We start from the raw sequence: 17,785 nt of genomic DNA, 5'->3' as shown, positions 1-17,785 counted from the left end.
AGAGCTCCTCGAGCTTCTTGATCCCATCCTCAAAGAGGTCGGTCTCATAGACGGACTTGTATCCATTCAGGATACAAAGGGTGCGCTCGAGACCCATACCGGTATCCACGTTCTTCTGCGCGAGGGGAGCGAAACTGCCGTCCGCCTGCTTATTGTACTGCATGAAGACGTCGTTCCAGATCTCGATATACTTGCCGCAATCGCAAGCCGGAGAGCATTCTTCGGAGCATTTGGGCTTGCCCGTGTCGATAAACATCTCGGTATCGGTGCCGCAAGGTCCGGTCTGACCCGCGGGTCCCCACCAGTTATTTTTCTTCGGGAGATAGAAGATTCTGTCCTTCGGAATGCCGCATCTTTCCCAAATGGAAGCCGCTTCGCTGTCGCGCGGGGCGGTCTCGTCGCCCGCGAAGACGGAAACCGCAAGACGGGTTACGTCGATCTTCAAAACTTTCGTCAGGAATTCATAGCTCCAAGAGATCGCTTCCTTTTTGAAATAATCGCCGAGCGACCAGTTTCCGAGCATCTCGAAGAAGGTGCAGTGCGTGGCGTCGCCGACTTCGTCGATATCGCCGGTACGGACGCATTTTTGGACGTCCGTCAGGCGGGTGCCCTGCGGGTGCTTTTCACCGCAGAGATAGGGGACGAGGGGGTGCATACCCGCCGTCGTAAACAGGACGGTAGGATCGTTTTCCGGGATCAGGGAAGCGCCCGAAATAACGGCGTGTCCTCTTTCCTTAAAAAAGTCAAGATAAAGTTTGCGTAACGTGATCGAATCCATAAAAATGACTTCCTTTTTTAGTTTTAACGCGCGTTTTGCGCGAATGTTTCGAAATATTCTTTGAGTTTCTGCGTCGCGAAAGAAGGCGGCATTCCCGAAAGCGTCGCCATCGAGATCGAGCGGCGCGGGAGCGGGAACGCGAGCGGAACTTCCGTCAAAGCGCCCGACGCGATGTCTTTTTCGAAATACTCTTTCGTAATGCATCCGACCCCGAGACCCGCTTTGACGCAATCCGCGATGAGATCCACGCTGCAAAGCTCGAAAGCGGGAGAAAGCGTCCCCCCTGCGACCTCGATCGCCTTTTCCACGGCGCGGCGCGTGCTGGCTTTGTCTTCAAGGACGATCAAAGGGAGCGCGGTAAGCTCGCCAACGGATAACGGATGAGAAAAACTCTCTCCTTTTTTCGCGACGAAGCATTCGCCGATCTCCGCGCAGGAGACGAGATCCAATCCGGGCTTTTCCTTCCCTTCGGATTGATTGATAAACCCGATATCGACCTTGCCCGCTTTGAGCAAAGCGACGAGCTCATCCGTCGTGCGGTTCGTGATCTTGATCGTGATCTTCGGATAGTTTTTGCGGAAACCTTCGAGGCGCGGCAAAAGAAAATATTTGCTGACGGTATCGGACGCGCCGATATGGACCGTCCCTTCTTCGAGGGCGCGCATTTGAGAAAACTTATTTTCGGCTGCAGTGAGTTCGTCGTAGGCGCGGGAAACGTAGGAATAGATCATTTTTCCTTCGGGAGTCAGCTCCATTCCCTTCGCGGTGCGGACGAAAAGCCTGCCGCCGAGCTGCTCTTCGAGTTGCTTGATCCCATAAGAAACGGCGGGTTGCGAAATAAAAAGCTCTTTCGAAGCTTTGGAAAGATTACCCGTCTTCGCGACGACGTAAAAGACTCTGTAAAATTCCAATTTGACCATCTTGCGCACCTCCCCGTTTAATGTCTATAAAGAATTATATACATAACGCGCGCAAAAGGCAAGGATTTTTTAGGTGGTGGAATCCCAAAGCATTCGGGATCGACCTTGGGGGAATTCAAAGGTCGTGTCCGAATCGAAGTCGGGATAAAAGTTCCCCGTGCCGAGCAATCGGATCGCGTTTCCGTTTTGACTGTACACACTCGAAGCCGTCATCTTTAAGGCGATTCTCCCAAGCCCATTACTTCGATCCAAAATGATCGCGTTTCCGTACTGCTGGCGATAGTTGTCGACCGGACCGTAGGCGCGGATCGCGCAATGATCGAGGAAAATCCCGGGAAGCACTTTTTGGGTATCGCGATCGTACCCTGCGCTCTTATTTACATAAAAACCGTTTGCCCCGTCGAAAACGCAATCGTTAAACGTCCCGCGAAAACCTCCTCCGGAAGTCGACCAAATCTTGATCGCATAAGCCTCTTGCGTTTCGCGCGATGCTAGAAATTCGCAACCATCCGCCGAAAAACAGAATTCTTCCACCAATTCACCGCTGACGCTGCAACCGTAAACCGTAAGATTCCGCATAGAGAAACTCGTGGGTTTGGTGCAAGATCCGATATCCAAAGCGTAGCCTCCGACTTCGGTGCCGATCTTACTCACCGCGTCGGAAGAATTCTCGAATTCGATCGAGAAATCCTGTAATATCGTGTTACTGAACGTGAGCCCGCCCAAGAAACTATGACCGTTCGTATGGACGACGGTCGAACGGAGATTTCCCCCTTCGATTCCGGCTGTGCCAAACGGATAGAATAAGATCTCGATCCGATCCGCGAGATCGGCGGTCAACGTGATCTCGTCCGCGACGTAAACGTATTGCATAAACCGCTCTTTCGTGTCTGCCTCGACGATCAAACGGCAATCCTTACCCATCGTCAAGGAGCACCCTTGCGCGAACGAAAGCGCCCACGGACCGATATCGAGGGTCTGCGCTTCCGAAAGCGTAACGTTTTCGATGACTTCGATCGGGCTATCCAAGAAGATCCTTTCGTAATTCACGTTTTGCGCGGCGAGACGAAGATGCCCGAAGGAGGGGACTTTGAACTCGGCGCGCGCGATGAGGAAAGACAATTCGGTCGAACCGTACAGCGTCTCGTCGAATTCGTCCGCAACTTTGACCGTAACGAGCCCCGTTCCCGCGTTTACGTTATCGGAATACGACAATTCGAAGCGCGAAGCATCCATCGGTTCGCCGCCGTAAAGGCAGACCACCTCGGGGAAAAGAGGAGAACCCGTATAAACCGATTCGGCGATCGTAAACGTCGACGCGATTTCGGAGACGGCTTTTCGGACGTACGCCCGCCCCTCTCCCGTGGCGGTCAACTCGTTATTCGCATAGATCAATCCGTTATTGACGACGGCGCCGCCTTCTACCGCCGAACTTTCTTTCGCATTCGCTTGGAAAATCGATCCGCCCTCGGCGTAAAGGAAGTTATCATTTTGGATCGAACCGAAATTCCTGAACGTAGTTCCGGAAAGAATAACGATCGCGGCGGTATCTTTCTTAGGTGCGTAATCGGTCGGAAGAGGCGAATCGGAGACGATTGTCCCGTAATTATCGAACGTTCTGCCGAAAACGATCGAATGCCCGTTTAAGTACAGCGCGGTATCCGGACGCAGATAACAATCCCCGTAAACGGGGAAAACGATATCGTCCGTCAAATAGATTTTGTCGTATCCTTCTCTCAAAAGCACTCTGCTCAATTCGGAATAATTCGAGACTTCGATCGTAGCGCGTTTAATGACGTAGGTAAACGAATATTCGCCCGCATATTTCGAATAATTCGTTTTGATCCGTATCTTTACTTCGACAGTCCCCGGCTCATTGAGATACAGGTTCGCATCGGTTCGATCGAGATATACTGCACTTTTTGAATATTCATCTTGTGGAATATTTTCACCGTTCACCGTAAACTTGGGCTCTTTTCTCGTTCCGTCGTAAAAGATTTCGGTATATTCGGGAGAGAAATCGACGGATTCGTCCGTCAGATACTTTCGGATGGTCACGTTTTTCGTAACGTAAGGAAAAGGATCGAACGTCCAAATACATCCGTTTTCATTATCGAAACCGTTCGGGATGTTTTCAAAGCGCGTCAGTTTTAAACAGACGAGATCGCCTCCGTTTACGATCTTTCCGGTATTGACTACGTTCATATCGTAAAAAACGGAGTTCTTTTTCATATCGATCAAACCGCCTGCGTTACGGAGCGTCGACGAAGCGTAGAAATGAGCCTCGCCTTGAAGTGTGATCGAACCTGCGTTTTCGACGGAGCCGTATTGACCGCACGACATTTTTGATTCGAGCGATCCGCTTTCCCGATTTTCAAAACAGCCGCTAAGGGTCAAAGTTCCCTTAGAAAGAATGCTCCCTTCGTTTACGGATGCGGACGATCCCTCGAAGCGCAAACCGTCCTCTGCCGTAAAAGAAGCGTTCGCCGAATTCCTAAAAACGCCTTGGATCACCGTTTGATTCTTTCTGACTAAAATCGTTCCCGCATTTTCAAGCGTACCGCTTACGGTAAGTCGATCCCCGACCGTCAAAGTTTCTTCGGGCTTCAAAGAAAAGGTTTCACCTTCGCCGATCGTCAAATTCATAATTCCATATTGGACAAAATCACCGCTTTCCGAATAGGTTTTGAGTTCCGAAAAATCCGAAACGGAGACGTAACCCCGATAAATCTCAAAGGAGACCGAGGCGGTTCCGTAATACGCCGTGCTGTCTTCGCGCAGGGTAACGATAACGCTCGCTTCGCCGGCGTGATCGTTATTTCGATATTCGACGGTAAAATTATCGTCTTTCTCGCCCATAAGCGTGACCTGCGGCTCGTAAAAAGCTTTTCCTTTAGCGCACGTCCTATTTTCTTCCGAGATCTTAACGAACCTTCCCGAAACGGGCACGCGCACGAAGACGACGCCTTCATCGTGCTCACGGAAGAACGAAGGTTTTTCGTCGTTCACGCAGACTTTTCCGCCGACGGAGATCTCGGAGTCACTCTCGATCAAACCGAAAGAATTCAAAAACCCCCCGCTTTTGAATTCCATTTTTCCGTGATTAAGGATTCTTCCTTTGTTATAGATTACGGCTTCTCGCTTTACGCCGTTATACTCGTACGGCGAAGAGACATCGACCCTTCCGTCGTTCTCGAAATCGCCGTAAACGGTCAAGGTATAAGCGCCGGACAAATACAACCCTTTCCCTTCCGGAACGTATAATTTTTCACCCTCTTCGACCGTCAAATGTGACCAAAGTTCGACGGAAGCGATATTCGGATCGGAGAGAATCGCATTGAGTTCGGCAACCGATTCACCGTGGTATTCATAATCCGGACACGCAGCGATCGTAAAATGAAGTTCAACTTGTCCTTTGAGGACGGGGTTATCACTCGTCGCTTTGACGATGATCGTCGCCGTGCCGACGTTCGTGTTGTCTTTATACTCGAATTCAAAGTACTTTCTCTGGACGAAACACCCGTCAAAAAAGATCTCAAACGCCCATTCGGATAAGACGATCGGTTCACCGGTATAAATGAAGACGCCGTCAAAGGTGGGTTTGCGAACCATATCCGCCGTAAACTGCGCCTTTTCCTCCGTCTTTTTGCCGAATAACGAGCAAGAAAAAAACGCTGCGAAAAAGCAGACGATCAAACAGATCCATAAAAGCAAAAGCGTTTTCTTTTTCATTATTCCATCTCTTTAACGAAAGCATAGCTTTCGAGCGGTAAATTCATTATAACACTTTATTCCGTTCAGTGCAACTTTTCGCATTTTCAAGCAAGCTGTCGCGCCGAGGTCTCGCGGATCGAGAAATAAAAAGTTCGGAGACATCCGAACCTTTTATTTCCAAACCCAAATAGTATCACGCTATTTCGTTCTCAATTCCCTGCGCTGCCTTTCCGAATGACGTCGTGCGCGCCGCCCTCGACGATACTCGTCGCGGAGACGACGGTCAAGTTCGCCTTTTCCTGCAATTCGGGGATCGTCAAAGCGCCGCAGTTACACATCGTGCTTTTGACTTTCGCGATCGTGACGGCGACTCCGTCTTTGAGTTTTCCCGCGTAAGGAACGTAACTGTCCACGCCTTCTTCGAAGGAAAGCCCTTTTTTCTTCCCGCCGAGATCGTAGCGTTGCCAGTTCCTCGCTCTCGCGCTGCCTTCACCCCAGTATTCTTTCATATATTGCCCGTTGATCTTGACGATTTGCGTCGGGCTTTCGTCAAAACGGGAGAAATACCTTCCGAGCATCACGAAGTCCGCGCCCATCGCAAGGGCGAGGGTCAGATGATAGTCGTGGACGATACCGCCGTCCGAGCAGATCGGGACGTAAATTCCCGTCTCCTTAAAGTACTCGTCGCGCGCTTTCGCGACTTCGATGACCGCCGTCGCCTGCCCGCGGCCGATGCCCTTGGTCTCGCGCGTGATGCAGATCGAGCCGCCGCCGATACCGATTTTGACGAAGTCCGCGCCGCACTCCGCGAGGAAGCGGAAACCTTCCGCGCTGACGACGTTACCCGCGCCGACCTTTACGCTGTCGCCGTAGTTGTCGCGAATGAATTTGATCGTGTTCTTTTGCCAATCGGAATAGCCTTCCGACGAGTCGATACACAAGCAATCCGCGCCGGCTTCCACGAGAGCGGGGACGCGGGTCTCGTAATCGCGGGTATTGATGCCCGCGCCGACCATATAGGCTTTATGCTTGTCAAGAAGCTCGTTAACGTTTTCTTTATGGGAATCGTAATCCTTGCGGAAGACGAGATATTTGAGGTTGCCCTTTTTATCGACGAGCGGAAGAGTGTTGATCTTATTCGCCCAGATGATGTCGTTCGCCTGCGAAAGCGTCGTGTCCTCGTCGGCGGTGACGAGCTTGTCGAGCGGAGTCATAAAGGTCTCGACTTTCGCGTCGTACGGCGTGTGATTGATTCTGTAATCGCGGCTTGCGACGATACCGAGGAGTTTCCCGGAAGAAGTCCCGTCTTCCGTGACCGCCATCGTGCTGTGACCGGTGACCTCTTTGAGATCAAGGACGTCCTGCAAGGTGGAAGAAGGTTTCAAGTTGGAATCGGAAACGATGTAGCCCTTTTTGTAGGACTTGACTTTGCGAACCATTTCCGCTTGGCTTTCCACGCTCTGCGAACCGAAGATAAAGCTCATTCCGCCTTCTTTCGCGAGAGCGATCGCGAGCTTATCGTCCGAAACCGATTGCATGATCGCGGAAATCATCGGAATATTCAGATTGATCGGGCCGGTTTCGCCTTTCTTAAATTTTACGAGTGGCGTTTTCAAGCTGACTTTATCAGGGGTGCACTCCGAAGAGGAGTAGCCCGGGACGAGCAAATATTCGCCGAAGGTTCTCGAAGGTTCATCATAAAAACGCGCCATAATTGTCTCCTTAAACGTATTTTATTACGTAAATAATACAATTAAAAAAAGGGAAAAAGCAAGCGTTTTTCCCTTCTTCCGTCAAATATCTTTAACGATCTCCCGAACGAGGCGGACGAAGTCTCTCGACGCCTTATCCGCCGCGGCTTTCACCTCTTCGTGCGACAACGGCGTTTTTTGGATTCCCGCCGCCATATTGCTGATCAAACTGACGCCGAGGATCTCCTTTCCCATATGCCTTGCCGCGATCGCTTCGACGGCGGTGCTCATCCCGACCGCGTCCGCGCCGAGGACGGAGAACGCGCGGATCTCTTCGGGGCTTTCATAGTTCGGACCGCTCGCCTGCAAGTAGACGCCCTTTTGCGTTTTCACGCCGATCCTTTTCGCCGCCGCTTCGGCTTTTTCAATCAAACGGCGCGAATAGATCTCGCTCATATCGGGAAAACGCGCGCCGAAACTTTCGTCGTTCTCCCCGCGAAGCGGAGAGGGGACGAATTGCGCGATCTGCCCCGTAATCAGCATAAAATCTCCGCCGTGAAACGCGGGATTGACGCCGCCTGCCGCGTTCGTCAGAATCACCTTTTTCGCGCCGAGCGCGCCCATCAATCGGACGGGTAAGACGACCTCGTCCGGCGCGTAGCCCTCGTAATAATGCGCGCGCCCCTGCTGAATCACGACCTTTTTCCCTTCGACTCGCCCGAAGACGAGATTTCCTTTATGCCCGCTGACCGTGCTTCCCGGATAAAAAGCGATCTTGTCCGAGGGAATCACCGTCTCGACTTCGATCTCATCCGCGAAAGATCCGAGTCCGCTTCCGAGGACGAGCGCGATCTCCGGCTCGAACGAAGTGATCGCCCGAACGCTCTTTACGGATTCTCTGACTTTATCGAACGCGTTCATATCATATCCTCCTGCTTTCATGCCGCCGAAAGGCGATCAGTCTTCGAAAACTCAGCGCCTTCGCTTTGATCCCCTTACTCGTTCTCCACTCGTTTTTGAAGACGCGGAATCGGTTTTCGCCTCGACCCTCGCGATAGAGAATGGGGAGATAGGTCGCCTTTTTGCCTTCGAGCAAAAGCTTCTCGAAAAAGACGCCCGTCAATCTTTCGGAAATAAAAAGCCGTCCGTCCCCGTCCTTTCTTTTTTGAAATTCCGCGAGGATCGGGAAGACGAATTCCGCATAGCGGAAAAAGAGTTCTTTCGGCAAAACGAACATATTGAAAAAGAAGCAATCTTTCCCTTTGAAATAAGTTTCCGCCGCTTCGAGATATTCGGGTGAGAGATCCTTTATAATCTCTTTGACGAGGTCGAGATCCCTTTTGTCGTGAAGGAGCGCGTACTGCTTTTCCACCGAACGACGGCGCGCGGGACGCGGCGCGATGAAGTCGCAGTGGCTCAATAAAAGTTCCGCGTATTCTTCGGATAACTTCGCTTTTTCCGCAAATCTTTCTTTCGGAACGTCGGTGCGCAGGACCGCGTCTCGAATGCGCGCGTCGAAATAAAAATAGCGGCGATAATGCATCAGCCCGACGTACTCGGGATCCCCGAGAAGCGCATAGTTTTTCCACGCCCAATAGGCGACGGTCATTTCGTTATAGGTCGGATTCAGCGCGGAAATGTTTTCGCCTTCGTCGTCGCAAAAATCGCAAACGACTTCTTTATCCGCGATCGCCGCGCCCGCCCGAACGGTCACCGCGATCCCCTTTCCGTTTTCGCTTTCGCTATGACAGGCAACGAGGAGTTTAACCCGCATCTTTCAATCCTCCTTTTCGGTTTTTCCGAGGTTGATTCGCGCGGCTTGTTTGGATCGCGCGACCTCTTCTTCGTAGATCGCTTTCAGATCCGCCGCCCGCTCTTTGATATCGAAACCCGCGGCGCGGAGTTTTTCGAGGTTATCCGCTCTTTTCCGATCGACGGAAAGGATCGCTTCCGCGTATTCTTTCGCGCCGCCCGAGACGAAACGGACGTTATCCGCGATCCTCGCTTCTTCCGTCACCGCCGAAGAAAGGACGCAGGGAAGCCCCGACGCCTGCGCTTCGATCGCGACGACGGGAAGTCCTTCGTATCTCGAAGTCAGCGCGAAGACGTCCATCGCCGAATAGTACTTTTCGGGTGCGGAGGTCTCCGGAACGACGATCGCTTTTTCTTTGACGCCGAGTTCCTCGATCCGCTTTTCGATATTCCCTTGCTCCTTGCCGCTGCCGACGAGGATCAAGCGCGCGTTTTCTTCTTCGGATAAGACTTCCTTAAAGGACTCTAAGAGGAGCGGGATATTCTTTTGATAGACGAATCGCGCGACGCATCCGATCGTGAACGCGCCCTCTTCGATCCCGAGTTCCTTGCGGACGGTTTTCCTGTTTTCTTCGGAAAACGCGAACTTTTCGAGGTCGATCGCGTTGGAAAGAATCGTCGCTTCTTTCGCGCGCTCTCCGTACAACCACGAAGAGGAAAGATTGCCGCATGCAAGCAGCCTCGTCGCGTACTTCGCGGCGAACTTTTTCAAAAAGTTTTTGACGGGTGCGGTCTTTTCCTCGGGAGAAGTCGTGCTGTGCGCGTGGCAAATGCGAACGGGGACTCCTTCTTGCATCGCGACCTTCAACGGAAAGACGGAAAGCGAGGTCAAATGGCTGTGGATCACGTCGAACTTTAACGAGCGAAGTTCTTTTCGAAACGCCCGCATCGCGAGCGGAAATTTGATGAAATTCGGGATATAATGGACGGTCCACCCCTTTTCCGCGAAGAACGCGTCCGAATCGGAAGGACCGTAGGTAAAGAGATGGACTTCCAGCCCCGAAAGATCCATATTCGAAAGATAATTCGCGACGACGGCTTTGACCCCGCCGTTCTTCGCGTTTCCGATCACTTCGCCGACCGTGACGACCCCTTCCGGGGATTGATATCGGCGTTTCATTTTCGCGATCTCCTCGTCGTCTACTTCTTTCAAAAAGGCTTTTTCGCCTTTGAGGACGACGCCGACCGTCATCAAAAGGATTTTGAAATCGAGGAAAAGCGAGATCTTTTCGGTATACAAGACGTCGTAATAACTGCGGCTGTGGACGGCGAGATAGCCGTTTCCCCTGACTTGCGAAAGCCCCGTCAAACCGGGATGGCAGGCGAACTTTTGAAACTCCCAGCGCTCATAACGCGGGGTATAGACGGGAAGAAGGGGTCTCGGACCGACGAAACTCATATCGCCTTTCAGAATGTTGACGAGTTGCGGAAGTTCGTCGAACTTGCTCGCGCGAAGGAAGCGACCGATGCGGGTCACGTTCTTATTCTTCCCGTCGATGACGGCGTGATCCACGTCGAACGCGACGTTTTTGGAATACATCGTGCGGAATTTTATGACTTTGATCGTTTTCTTTTTATATCCGTCTCGCTTTTGGACGATAAACGGACCGCCGGGGCTATCCGCGGCGACAAGGATGGTCAGAATCAACAGAAGCGGGAAAAGGATCGTCAGCGCGATCAAAGCAAGCAATCGATCCATAAACCACTTAAAAGCCTTATACATATAACCTCAGTATGCGTAATGCGCGTTTTCCGTTGCATAAAGCGAGGGAAACGTGTATAATAATTTATTATAAACCTTTTTTCTTTCGAGGTCAAATGAACTGTTTGCTCCTTGTCAACACGCTCAGCGGAAACGCGTGCAAAGTGCGTGAAGACGAACTCATTCGAAAATACGCTCCGGAAGACTCGGTCACGGTCAAATATATTCGCGACCCCGCCGACTCCTATTCCGTGGAAAACGTCGATAAACTCATCGTCTGCGGCGGCGACGGGACGTTGAATCACGCCCTCAACCTTTGCCGCGACAAAGAGATGGACGTAATTTATCTTCCGTTCGGAACCTTTAACGAAGCGGCGGACGGCAGGTGGAACAAAAAAGAAAAAAAACTCGCGATGCTCGGAAGAATTCAAGGAACGGACTTTGCCTACGTCGCGGCGGCGGGCTCCTTTACGGGGATCGGGCAAGCCCCGAGCGCGAAGAGCAAGCGCCGCTTCAAGATCTTCGCCTATTTCTCCAAAGTCGTCTCCTCTTATAAAGTTCACCGCATCAAAGCGAAGATCGAAAGCGACAAAGTTTCCGAAGAAGGCGTCTTTACCCTTTTGATGCTCTCCAACGCGCGCCGTTGCTTCGGTTTCCGCTTCAACAAACTCTATCGGGATAATTCGGACGAACTCCAACTCATCGCGATCAAAGCCCCGAAAAAGGATAATCTTCTCGGCAGAATCAAAATGTTTTTCCCCTTCTTCCGCGTCTTTTTCCTCGGATTTTCCAAAGAAAAAATCGGAAAAACCATCACCTTCGTTTCCGTCAGATCCGCAAAGATCACCCTCCCCGATCCCACGCCTTTTTGCGTGGACGGCGAATACAAAGACCTTTCGGGCGAACTCAATATCGGCAAATTCCCGCATAAAGCCCGCGTCCGCATCGTAAAAGAATAATCGCCCCCTGAAAACTTTCGCGCGCGAAGAGTTCTTCGCGCTTTTTTCTTTTTTTGATCCCGAATCGCGAATAAATCGCGGCGAAAGGCGAGAAACCGCGGTTTTTCCCGCGTGGCGCGCGAAGCCTTTTAATCCCCGAATATCTCTCTCCCTATCTTGACATAATAATAAAAGTATGATATAGTATCATAAATTGACAACGATAAAATACGGTTCGCGCTCCGCGCGCTTCGTCATGAGGTATATATGCAAAAAAAATACGTGGAGGTGACCGATAACAACAAAAAGTTCCGCCGTTCGGTGAACACGCTGTTATCCATGGTCAATCGAAACGTCCGTAACCAGTACCGCAATTCCGTGCTCGGCATTTTATGGACGGTTTTGAATCCTCTCTTGAATATGATCGTCATCGCGCTCGTCTTCTCGATGCTCTTTAATCGCAACCAGATGGACGGCATTTACTACCCCGTCTACATTTTGTCGGGCAATATCGTCTTCGGGCTTCTCCGCAACGCGACGATCAATTCTCTGCCCTGCATCGTCAATAACTACGATCTTTTGTCCAAAACCCGCATCGTACACGAGATCTTTCCTCTGTCGAACGTCCTCTCCGCGACCGTGAATTTCTTCTTTTCGATGATCGCGCTGTTTATCGTTATGGTCATTTTCATCAACAAACCGGGCGTCGGCTTCCATCCCACGATTCTGATGACCGTCGCGCCCCTTTTGCCCGCGTTTCTCCTGTTCTGCCTCGGCGTCTCTTTTATTCTGTCCACGATCTACATTCGTTTCCGCGATATCAAACATATCTACGACATCGTCCTGACCCTTTGGATGTATCTGACGCCTTTGTTCTATTCTTTGGAGCTCATCAAAGGTCATAAGACCGCCACTTACATCTTAAAGCTCAACCCGATGTTTCATTACGTCACCTATTTCAGATCGCTTCTGACGGGGACCGTTCCCTCTCTTTTCTCCCACGCGATGATCTACGCTTGGGGCGCGGGAATGTTTCTCGTCGGGTTCTTGATCTTCCACTTCTCCAAGAAGAAATTCTTGCTGTACATTTGAGGAAAGGTATGGAAAACGAAATTCTTGCTCCCGTAACCGAACAAAAAGCCAAATCCGATCTTCCTCTCGTCGAAGTGAAGGACGTTTCGATGCGCTTCCGCATGCCGACCGAAAAGATCGACAACGTAAAGGAATTTTTCATCAAACTCGTGCAACGCAAACTCAAATACGAAGATTTTTGGGTCTTGAAAAATATTTCCTTCGAGATACACCGCGGAGAAAGCGTCGGCATCCTCGGCAGAAACGGCGCGGGCAAAAGCACCCTCTTGAAACTTATTTCCGGGATCGTGGAACCGACGAGCGGCAGCATCCGCGTGCGCGGTTCGATCGTCCCCCTCTTAAAACTCGGCGCGGGATTCGATATGAACGCGACGGGAAAAGAGAACGTCTTTTTGAACGGCGCGATCATGGGCTTTTCCAAAAAAGAAATGCAAGCGCGTTACGACAGCATCGTGGAATTCTCCGAGCTCGGGCGCTTTATGAATATGCCCCTCAAAAACTATTCGTCGGGTATGCTGACAAGGCTCGGCTTCTCGATCGCCGTGGACGTTAACCCCGATCTTTTGATCATAGACGAGATCCTCGCGGTCGGCGACGCGCCCTTCCAGAAAAAATGCGCCGACAAGATCGAGCAACTCCAAAAAAACGGGACGACCCTGCTCCTCGTTTCGCACTCGGCGCCTCAGGTAAAAAAACTCTGTAAAACCGCTCTCTGGATCAAAGACGGAGAGATTGTCTTGTACGACGAAGCGGAAAAAGTCAGCGACGCATACGCCGCGGACTGCAACCACCAATAAAAAAAGGAGGAACGCTATGAAAGTTACGAAAGCCGTTATCCCCGCGGCGGGACTCGGGACGAGATTCCTGCCCTCCACCAAAGCCGTGCCAAAAGAGATGATGACCATCGTCGACAAGCCCACTCTTCATTACATCGTCGAAGAAGCGGTCTTGTCCGGCGCGGAAGAGATCCTGATCGTCGTCAACGACGGAAAAGAATGCATCAATCATTATTTCGCGCCGAATAAGATCTACGACGCGCTCAAAAAACCCGCGCTGGAAGAACTGAACGATCTTCTTTCCCGCGTCAAATTCCATTACGCGACGCAAAAGGTCTTAAACGGAAACGGAAGCGCGATCCTGCTCGCCAAAGACTTCGCGGACGGCGATCCCGTCTCCGTCCTCTTCGGCGACGATATCATCTATAATCCCGAATACCCCGCGACCAAGCAACTCGTGGACGCTTTTATCAAGACGGGCGGCAAGACGATCGTCGGTTGCCAAAGGCGTGAACCGATCGAAGCGATCAAATACGGAGTCATCTCCTATTCCTCGATCGACGAAGGTCTCGCGAAGATCGACGACATCGTGGAAAAACCCCCGATCGAAGAGCTTCCTTCCGACCTCTGCTCGCTCGGTCGCTTCGTCCTTCCTTATTCGATGTTCGACACGCTCGCCGTAACGCCTTTCGACCGCGGCGAGATCATTCTCGCAAACGCGATCCGCTCGATCTTAAAGACCGAAGGCGCGTACGCCTACGAATTCAAGGGCATTCGCTACGACATCGGCGATAAATTCGGCTTTCTGCAAGCGAACGTCGAATACGCGTTGCGTTCCCCGTTCGGCGACAAAGTCAAATCCTACTTGAAGGACCTTTCTTCCAAACTTTAATGAATCCGAAAGGGCGTCTCCTGACCTTCCTTCTTCCCGAAGAAGGACTATCCACGGAAAGCGGACTTTATTATCGCGATAAAGCCGATTCTTGCCGCATGGAAAACGGGTTTCTTTCGATCCCCGCGGGGACGACCGTTTCTTTCGACACCTATTTCAATTCCTTCGATTACGACGCTTACAAGCGTTTCACCGCGCTGAATTCCGTCGCGCTGAGTCTTTTTTTGCGCGGCAAGTTTCACGTCCGCATTCTTTGGGCGTTCCGTTCTCCCGCAGACGGCGAAGGCGAACGCGAGGAAATTTTCACCTTTAAGCGCGGGAAGCAGGACGTCCCCGTCCGCGTGTCCAACCGCATCCTGTACGAGGGAGATTTCTCTTCCGAGACGAAAAAGGAGATGCAAATCGGCGTGGACCTCTGCGCGCTCAAAGGGCGAGGCTTCGTCTTCGCCGAACTGACCGCGAAGGAAGACGGCGCGTATTTCGGCGGGCATATCGACGCGACGGATGAGCCGATCTCCGAAAAGGTGAAGATCGGGATCGTCATAACGACGTTCAAGCGCGAAGAATACGTCAAATCGAACGTGCAAAAACTCGTGTCCGCGCTCCCCTGCGAAAACTTCGGGATCTTCGTCATCGACAACGGGCGGACGCTCTCGGAAGAGGACGTCCTCGGCGCGACCCTGCTCCCGAATAAGAACGTCGGCGGATCGGGCGGATTTACCCGCGGCATTATGGAAGTTTTGAAACGAAACGACGAATACACGCACGTCCTTTTGACGGACGACGATATTCGCTTCCACACCGAAGTGTTTTTGCGGACGCTCGCCGTGATCCGTTACGCCGTTTCGCCCGAAAAACTGACGATCGGCGCTTCGATGATCCGACTGGATCAAACCTATTATCAACACGAGTACGGCGCGGACTGGATGGGCTACACGCTGACTTCGCGCAATAACGGCTTCGATCTCCGCGACAAACTCGCGCTTTTGATGAACGCCGAAAGCGGGCTTCCCGATTACACGGCTTGGTGGTTCAACTGCTTTTCGCTCGCACTTCCGATGACGAAAGGTCTGCCGCTTCCCTTCTTTATCAAAGGAGACGACATCGAGTACGGACTGCGCGCCGAAAACGACGTCCTTTTGATGAACGGCATCGGCGTCTGGCACGAACGCTTCGAAATGAAATACAGCGGCGAACTCGAATACTACATCAAACGAAACGAAGCGATCATCAACTGCCTGTATCGCCCCGATCTGAATTGGTTTTTCCATTTCAAAAAGCTCGTGATCGCCGTCGGAAAACAGCTCGTCTACCAACGCTATTTCGCAGTCGACCTGATCTTCAAAGCCTATAAGGACTTTATCCGCGGCGCGAATTACCTCGACACGTTGGACGCCGAAAAACTTCACGGAGAGATCCGCGCCGTCGTCCAAAAGCAAAAGACGCTCGAAGAGCTCATCCAAATGGGCTACGACGTTTCCAAACACCAGATCTTTACGCCCGCGAAACACCAATCGAAAAAGACGAAATTTCAGCAGGTCATCACCTTGAACGGCTATCTTCTGCCGAGCTGGACGTATAACCGCAAGGAGCGCAGAACCTTCCGCCTCATCAATATGATGGAGCCGAGACCCAAAAGTTTTTTCCGCGCGTATCGCGTCGTCCAATACAACCCCGAGACGAAAATGGCGTTCGTCACAAAGCAAAAACGATGGCGCGTCCTGCAAACGGGTTGGAGACTCATCCTTTGCTTCTTCTCGATGCTCTTCAAGTTCCCGCACGCAAAGAACTCCTATCGCAAAAGGTTCGACGCGCTGACCTCTTCCGATCATTGGAAAGCGCGGCTCGGCATAAAATAAAAATCCCGCTTACTCGAAGCGGGATTTTTATTTCTCGGTTTTATTATAACAAAATGCAGATCATTCCGCCCCTTCCCTCGTTCACCATCTTTCCGAGCGTCCTGCGGACCTTGTTTTGCGCGTCCTCGGGGATTCCCGAAAGCTTGCTCGCGATCTCTTCGCGGACGAGCATATTCAAAGATTTTCCGAAAAGATTGGTTTCCCAAATCCCTTTCTTGTTCGTTTCGAACTCGGAAAGCAGATATTTTACGAGTTCTTCCCCTTGCTGCTCCGTTCCGACGATCGGATTGACCTCGGTGTTGACGTCCACGCGCATAATATGAAGCGAAGGCGCGGACGCTTTCAATCGAACGCCGCAACGTCCGGATTGCTTGAAGATCTCCGGTTCTTCGAGGACCATCTCGTCGATCGAAGGCGCCACGACGCCGTACCCTTTTTCCTCGACGTCCGCCAGCGCGGTTTTCAGTTTGTCATACGCTTCGCCCGCTTTCGAGAGATAACGGACGTAAGTCATCATCCCGTATTCCCCGTCGATCGCCACGCCCGTTTCTTCGGAAAGAACCTTATAGAAGAGATCCTCGCGCGGAGAAAGTTCCACCGTGATCTTTCCGTTCGCCGCGCCGATCGAGCGAACGGTCGCGCCCTCAAAATACTCGCTTCCGTCGAGAAGCGCGCCGAGCTTCGCCGCATCCTTCATGACGCGGACGCTCTCGATCCCGTTCCCGATCGCGTCGAACAAGTGTCGAACGATCTTGCTCTCTTCGCCGAGCGCGCGGATCCAATCGGGGAGAGTAAAATCGACGGTCTTGACGGGGAATTCGTACAAGACGTCTTCCAGAACCTCGGAGAAGTCCTCTTCGCCCATCGAAAGGACGTTTTTCGCGACGACCGTTACGCCGTATCTCTCGCACAGCGCGTCTTTTAGTTTCGCGGTATCCGCATTCGACGGGTCTTTCGCGTTTAATATCATAACGAAAGGTTTCCCGATCTCTTTCATTTCTTTGACCGCTCTTTCTTCCGCTTCGACGAACGCCGAGCGCGGGATCTCGGTCAAAGAGCCGTCCTGCGTAACGAGGACGCCGATCGTGGCGTGATCCCGAATGACTTTTTCCGTCCCGATCTCCGCCGCCTTTTCAAAAGGAAGTTCTTCTTCCTGCCAAGGCGTTCGAACCATGCGCGGAGTCTCGCCGTCCTTTCCCCCTTCCGCGCCTTCCACCATAAAGCCGACGCAGTCCACGAGGCGGATCTTCGCTTGCAAACCGCCGCCGAGATCGAGCTTGACGGCTTCCGCGGGAACGAATTTCGGTTGCGTCGTCATAACGATCTTACCCGCCGCCGATTGCGGCATCTCGTCCGTCGCGCGCTTTTGATCGTTCGGATCGGAGATATTCGGGATCACGAGCGTCTCCATAAATCTTTTGATAAAAGTCGATTTACCCGTTCGGACGGGTCCCACGACCCCAAGATAAATATCGCCGTTCGTCCTCGTGGCAATATCGTTATAAAGATCGAATCTGTCCATATGCGCCTCCAAAAAAAATCTCCGTAATTTATACGCGCCGAGGAAGCGATCTATGACACGCCGTTTTTCCGACGGACGAAAAAAGCCCG

The 17,785-nt window shown here is 51.9% G+C and carries 13 protein-coding genes; 5 read left to right on the top strand and 8 right to left on the bottom strand.

All coding sequences use genetic code 11. From position 1 onward, the window contains the following. From K5753_05440 to K5753_05410, 7 genes are all read right to left on the bottom strand, one after another. On the bottom strand, positions 1-778 hold a 778-nt coding region (locus K5753_05440; GenBank protein MCR4726644.1), incomplete at its 3' end, for an alanine--tRNA ligase. A gap of 23 nt (positions 779-801) precedes the next feature. Further along, positions 802-1,698 (bottom strand): LysR family transcriptional regulator, encoded by an 897-nt coding sequence (locus tag K5753_05435; protein MCR4726643.1) that lies wholly within the window; start codon positions 1,696-1,698, stop codon positions 802-804. Positions 1,699-1,767: 69 nt separating this feature from the next. Next, entirely contained in the window at positions 1,768-5,430 is a 3,663-nt protein-coding gene (locus K5753_05430) for a hypothetical protein (GenBank protein ID MCR4726642.1), read from the bottom strand. A gap of 191 nt (positions 5,431-5,621) precedes the next feature. Further along, positions 5,622-7,124 (bottom strand): IMP dehydrogenase, encoded by a 1,503-nt coding sequence (locus K5753_05425; GenBank protein ID MCR4726641.1) that lies wholly within the window; start codon positions 7,122-7,124, stop codon positions 5,622-5,624. An 81-nt stretch (positions 7,125-7,205) separates the two neighbouring features. Continuing rightward, positions 7,206-8,024: a purine-nucleoside phosphorylase gene (locus tag K5753_05420; GenBank protein ID MCR4726640.1), complete on the bottom strand. Its 819-nt coding sequence runs from the start codon at positions 8,022-8,024 to the stop codon at positions 7,206-7,208. Between the two features lies 1 nt (position 8,025). Continuing rightward, on the bottom strand, positions 8,026-8,877 hold the full coding sequence (locus tag K5753_05415; protein MCR4726639.1) for a DUF4422 domain-containing protein: 852 nt from the start codon (positions 8,875-8,877) through the stop codon (positions 8,026-8,028). A 3-nt stretch (positions 8,878-8,880) separates the two neighbouring features. Further along, positions 8,881-10,638, bottom strand: a complete 1,758-nt coding sequence (locus tag K5753_05410) for a sugar transferase (GenBank protein MCR4726638.1) — start codon at positions 10,636-10,638, stop codon at positions 8,881-8,883. A 95-nt stretch (positions 10,639-10,733) separates the two neighbouring features. Between K5753_05410 and K5753_05405 the strand changes: the two genes are divergently transcribed. The 5 genes from K5753_05405 to K5753_05385 all read left to right on the top strand — a co-directional run bounded on the left by K5753_05405 (position 10,734) and on the right by K5753_05385 (position 16,174). Continuing rightward, the gene (locus tag K5753_05405) at positions 10,734-11,576 is read left to right on the top strand and encodes a hypothetical protein (GenBank protein ID MCR4726637.1); all 843 of its coding nucleotides are present in this window, start codon (positions 10,734-10,736) and stop codon (positions 11,574-11,576) included. A gap of 246 nt (positions 11,577-11,822) precedes the next feature. After that, the gene (locus K5753_05400) at positions 11,823-12,647 is read left to right on the top strand and encodes an ABC transporter permease (protein ID MCR4726636.1); all 825 of its coding nucleotides are present in this window, start codon (positions 11,823-11,825) and stop codon (positions 12,645-12,647) included. 8 nt (positions 12,648-12,655) lie between these two features. Next, positions 12,656-13,444: an ABC transporter ATP-binding protein gene (locus K5753_05395; GenBank protein ID MCR4726635.1), complete on the top strand. Its 789-nt coding sequence runs from the start codon at positions 12,656-12,658 to the stop codon at positions 13,442-13,444. Positions 13,445-13,460: 16 nt separating this feature from the next. Next, a complete protein-coding gene (locus K5753_05390) occupies positions 13,461-14,315 on the top strand; it encodes a UTP--glucose-1-phosphate uridylyltransferase (protein ID MCR4726634.1) in 855 nt (284 codons plus the stop codon). Next, positions 14,315-16,174, top strand: coding sequence for a glycosyltransferase (locus K5753_05385; protein ID MCR4726633.1), 1,860 nt, complete (start codon positions 14,315-14,317; stop codon positions 16,172-16,174). Before K5753_05390 ends, K5753_05385 begins: the two co-directional genes overlap by 1 nt. A 43-nt stretch (positions 16,175-16,217) precedes the next feature. Here the strand turns inward: K5753_05385 and spoIVA are convergent, their stop codons facing one another. Then, positions 16,218-17,696: a stage IV sporulation protein A gene (gene spoIVA / locus K5753_05380; protein ID MCR4726632.1), complete on the bottom strand. Its 1,479-nt coding sequence runs from the start codon at positions 17,694-17,696 to the stop codon at positions 16,218-16,220. Positions 17,697-17,785 lie beyond the last annotated feature (89 nt).

The sequence above is a fragment of the Clostridia bacterium genome (assembly GCA_024685775.1).
Taxonomy (GTDB): domain Bacteria; phylum Bacillota; class Clostridia; order Christensenellales; family CAG-1252; genus CAG-1252.
Note: the sequence above shows the minus strand (reverse complement) of the source record. Positions and strands in the feature narration are given on the sequence as shown.

Excerpts from the sequence above, each read along its gene's own strand:
- K5753_05385 (MCR4726633.1), top strand. The coding sequence starts at position 14,315 with ATGAATCCGAAAGGGCGTCTCCTGACCTTCCTTCTTCCCGAAGAAGGA.
- K5753_05420 (MCR4726640.1), bottom strand. The coding sequence starts at position 8,024 with ATGAACGCGTTCGATAAAGTCAGAGAATCCGTAAAGAGCGTTCGGGCG.
- K5753_05405 (MCR4726637.1), top strand. The coding sequence starts at position 10,734 with ATGAACTGTTTGCTCCTTGTCAACACGCTCAGCGGAAACGCGTGCAAA.
- spoIVA (MCR4726632.1), bottom strand. The coding sequence starts at position 17,696 with ATGGACAGATTCGATCTTTATAACGATATTGCCACGAGGACGAACGGC.
- K5753_05435 (MCR4726643.1), bottom strand. The coding sequence starts at position 1,698 with ATGGTCAAATTGGAATTTTACAGAGTCTTTTACGTCGTCGCGAAGACG.
- K5753_05410 (MCR4726638.1), bottom strand. The coding sequence starts at position 10,638 with ATGTATAAGGCTTTTAAGTGGTTTATGGATCGATTGCTTGCTTTGATC.
- K5753_05425 (MCR4726641.1), bottom strand. The coding sequence starts at position 7,124 with ATGGCGCGTTTTTATGATGAACCTTCGAGAACCTTCGGCGAATATTTG.
- K5753_05430 (MCR4726642.1), bottom strand. The coding sequence starts at position 5,430 with ATGAAAAAGAAAACGCTTTTGCTTTTATGGATCTGTTTGATCGTCTGC.
- K5753_05395 (MCR4726635.1), top strand. The coding sequence starts at position 12,656 with ATGGAAAACGAAATTCTTGCTCCCGTAACCGAACAAAAAGCCAAATCC.
- K5753_05390 (MCR4726634.1), top strand. The coding sequence starts at position 13,461 with ATGAAAGTTACGAAAGCCGTTATCCCCGCGGCGGGACTCGGGACGAGA.
- K5753_05400 (MCR4726636.1), top strand. The coding sequence starts at position 11,823 with ATGCAAAAAAAATACGTGGAGGTGACCGATAACAACAAAAAGTTCCGC.
- K5753_05415 (MCR4726639.1), bottom strand. The coding sequence starts at position 8,877 with ATGCGGGTTAAACTCCTCGTTGCCTGTCATAGCGAAAGCGAAAACGGA.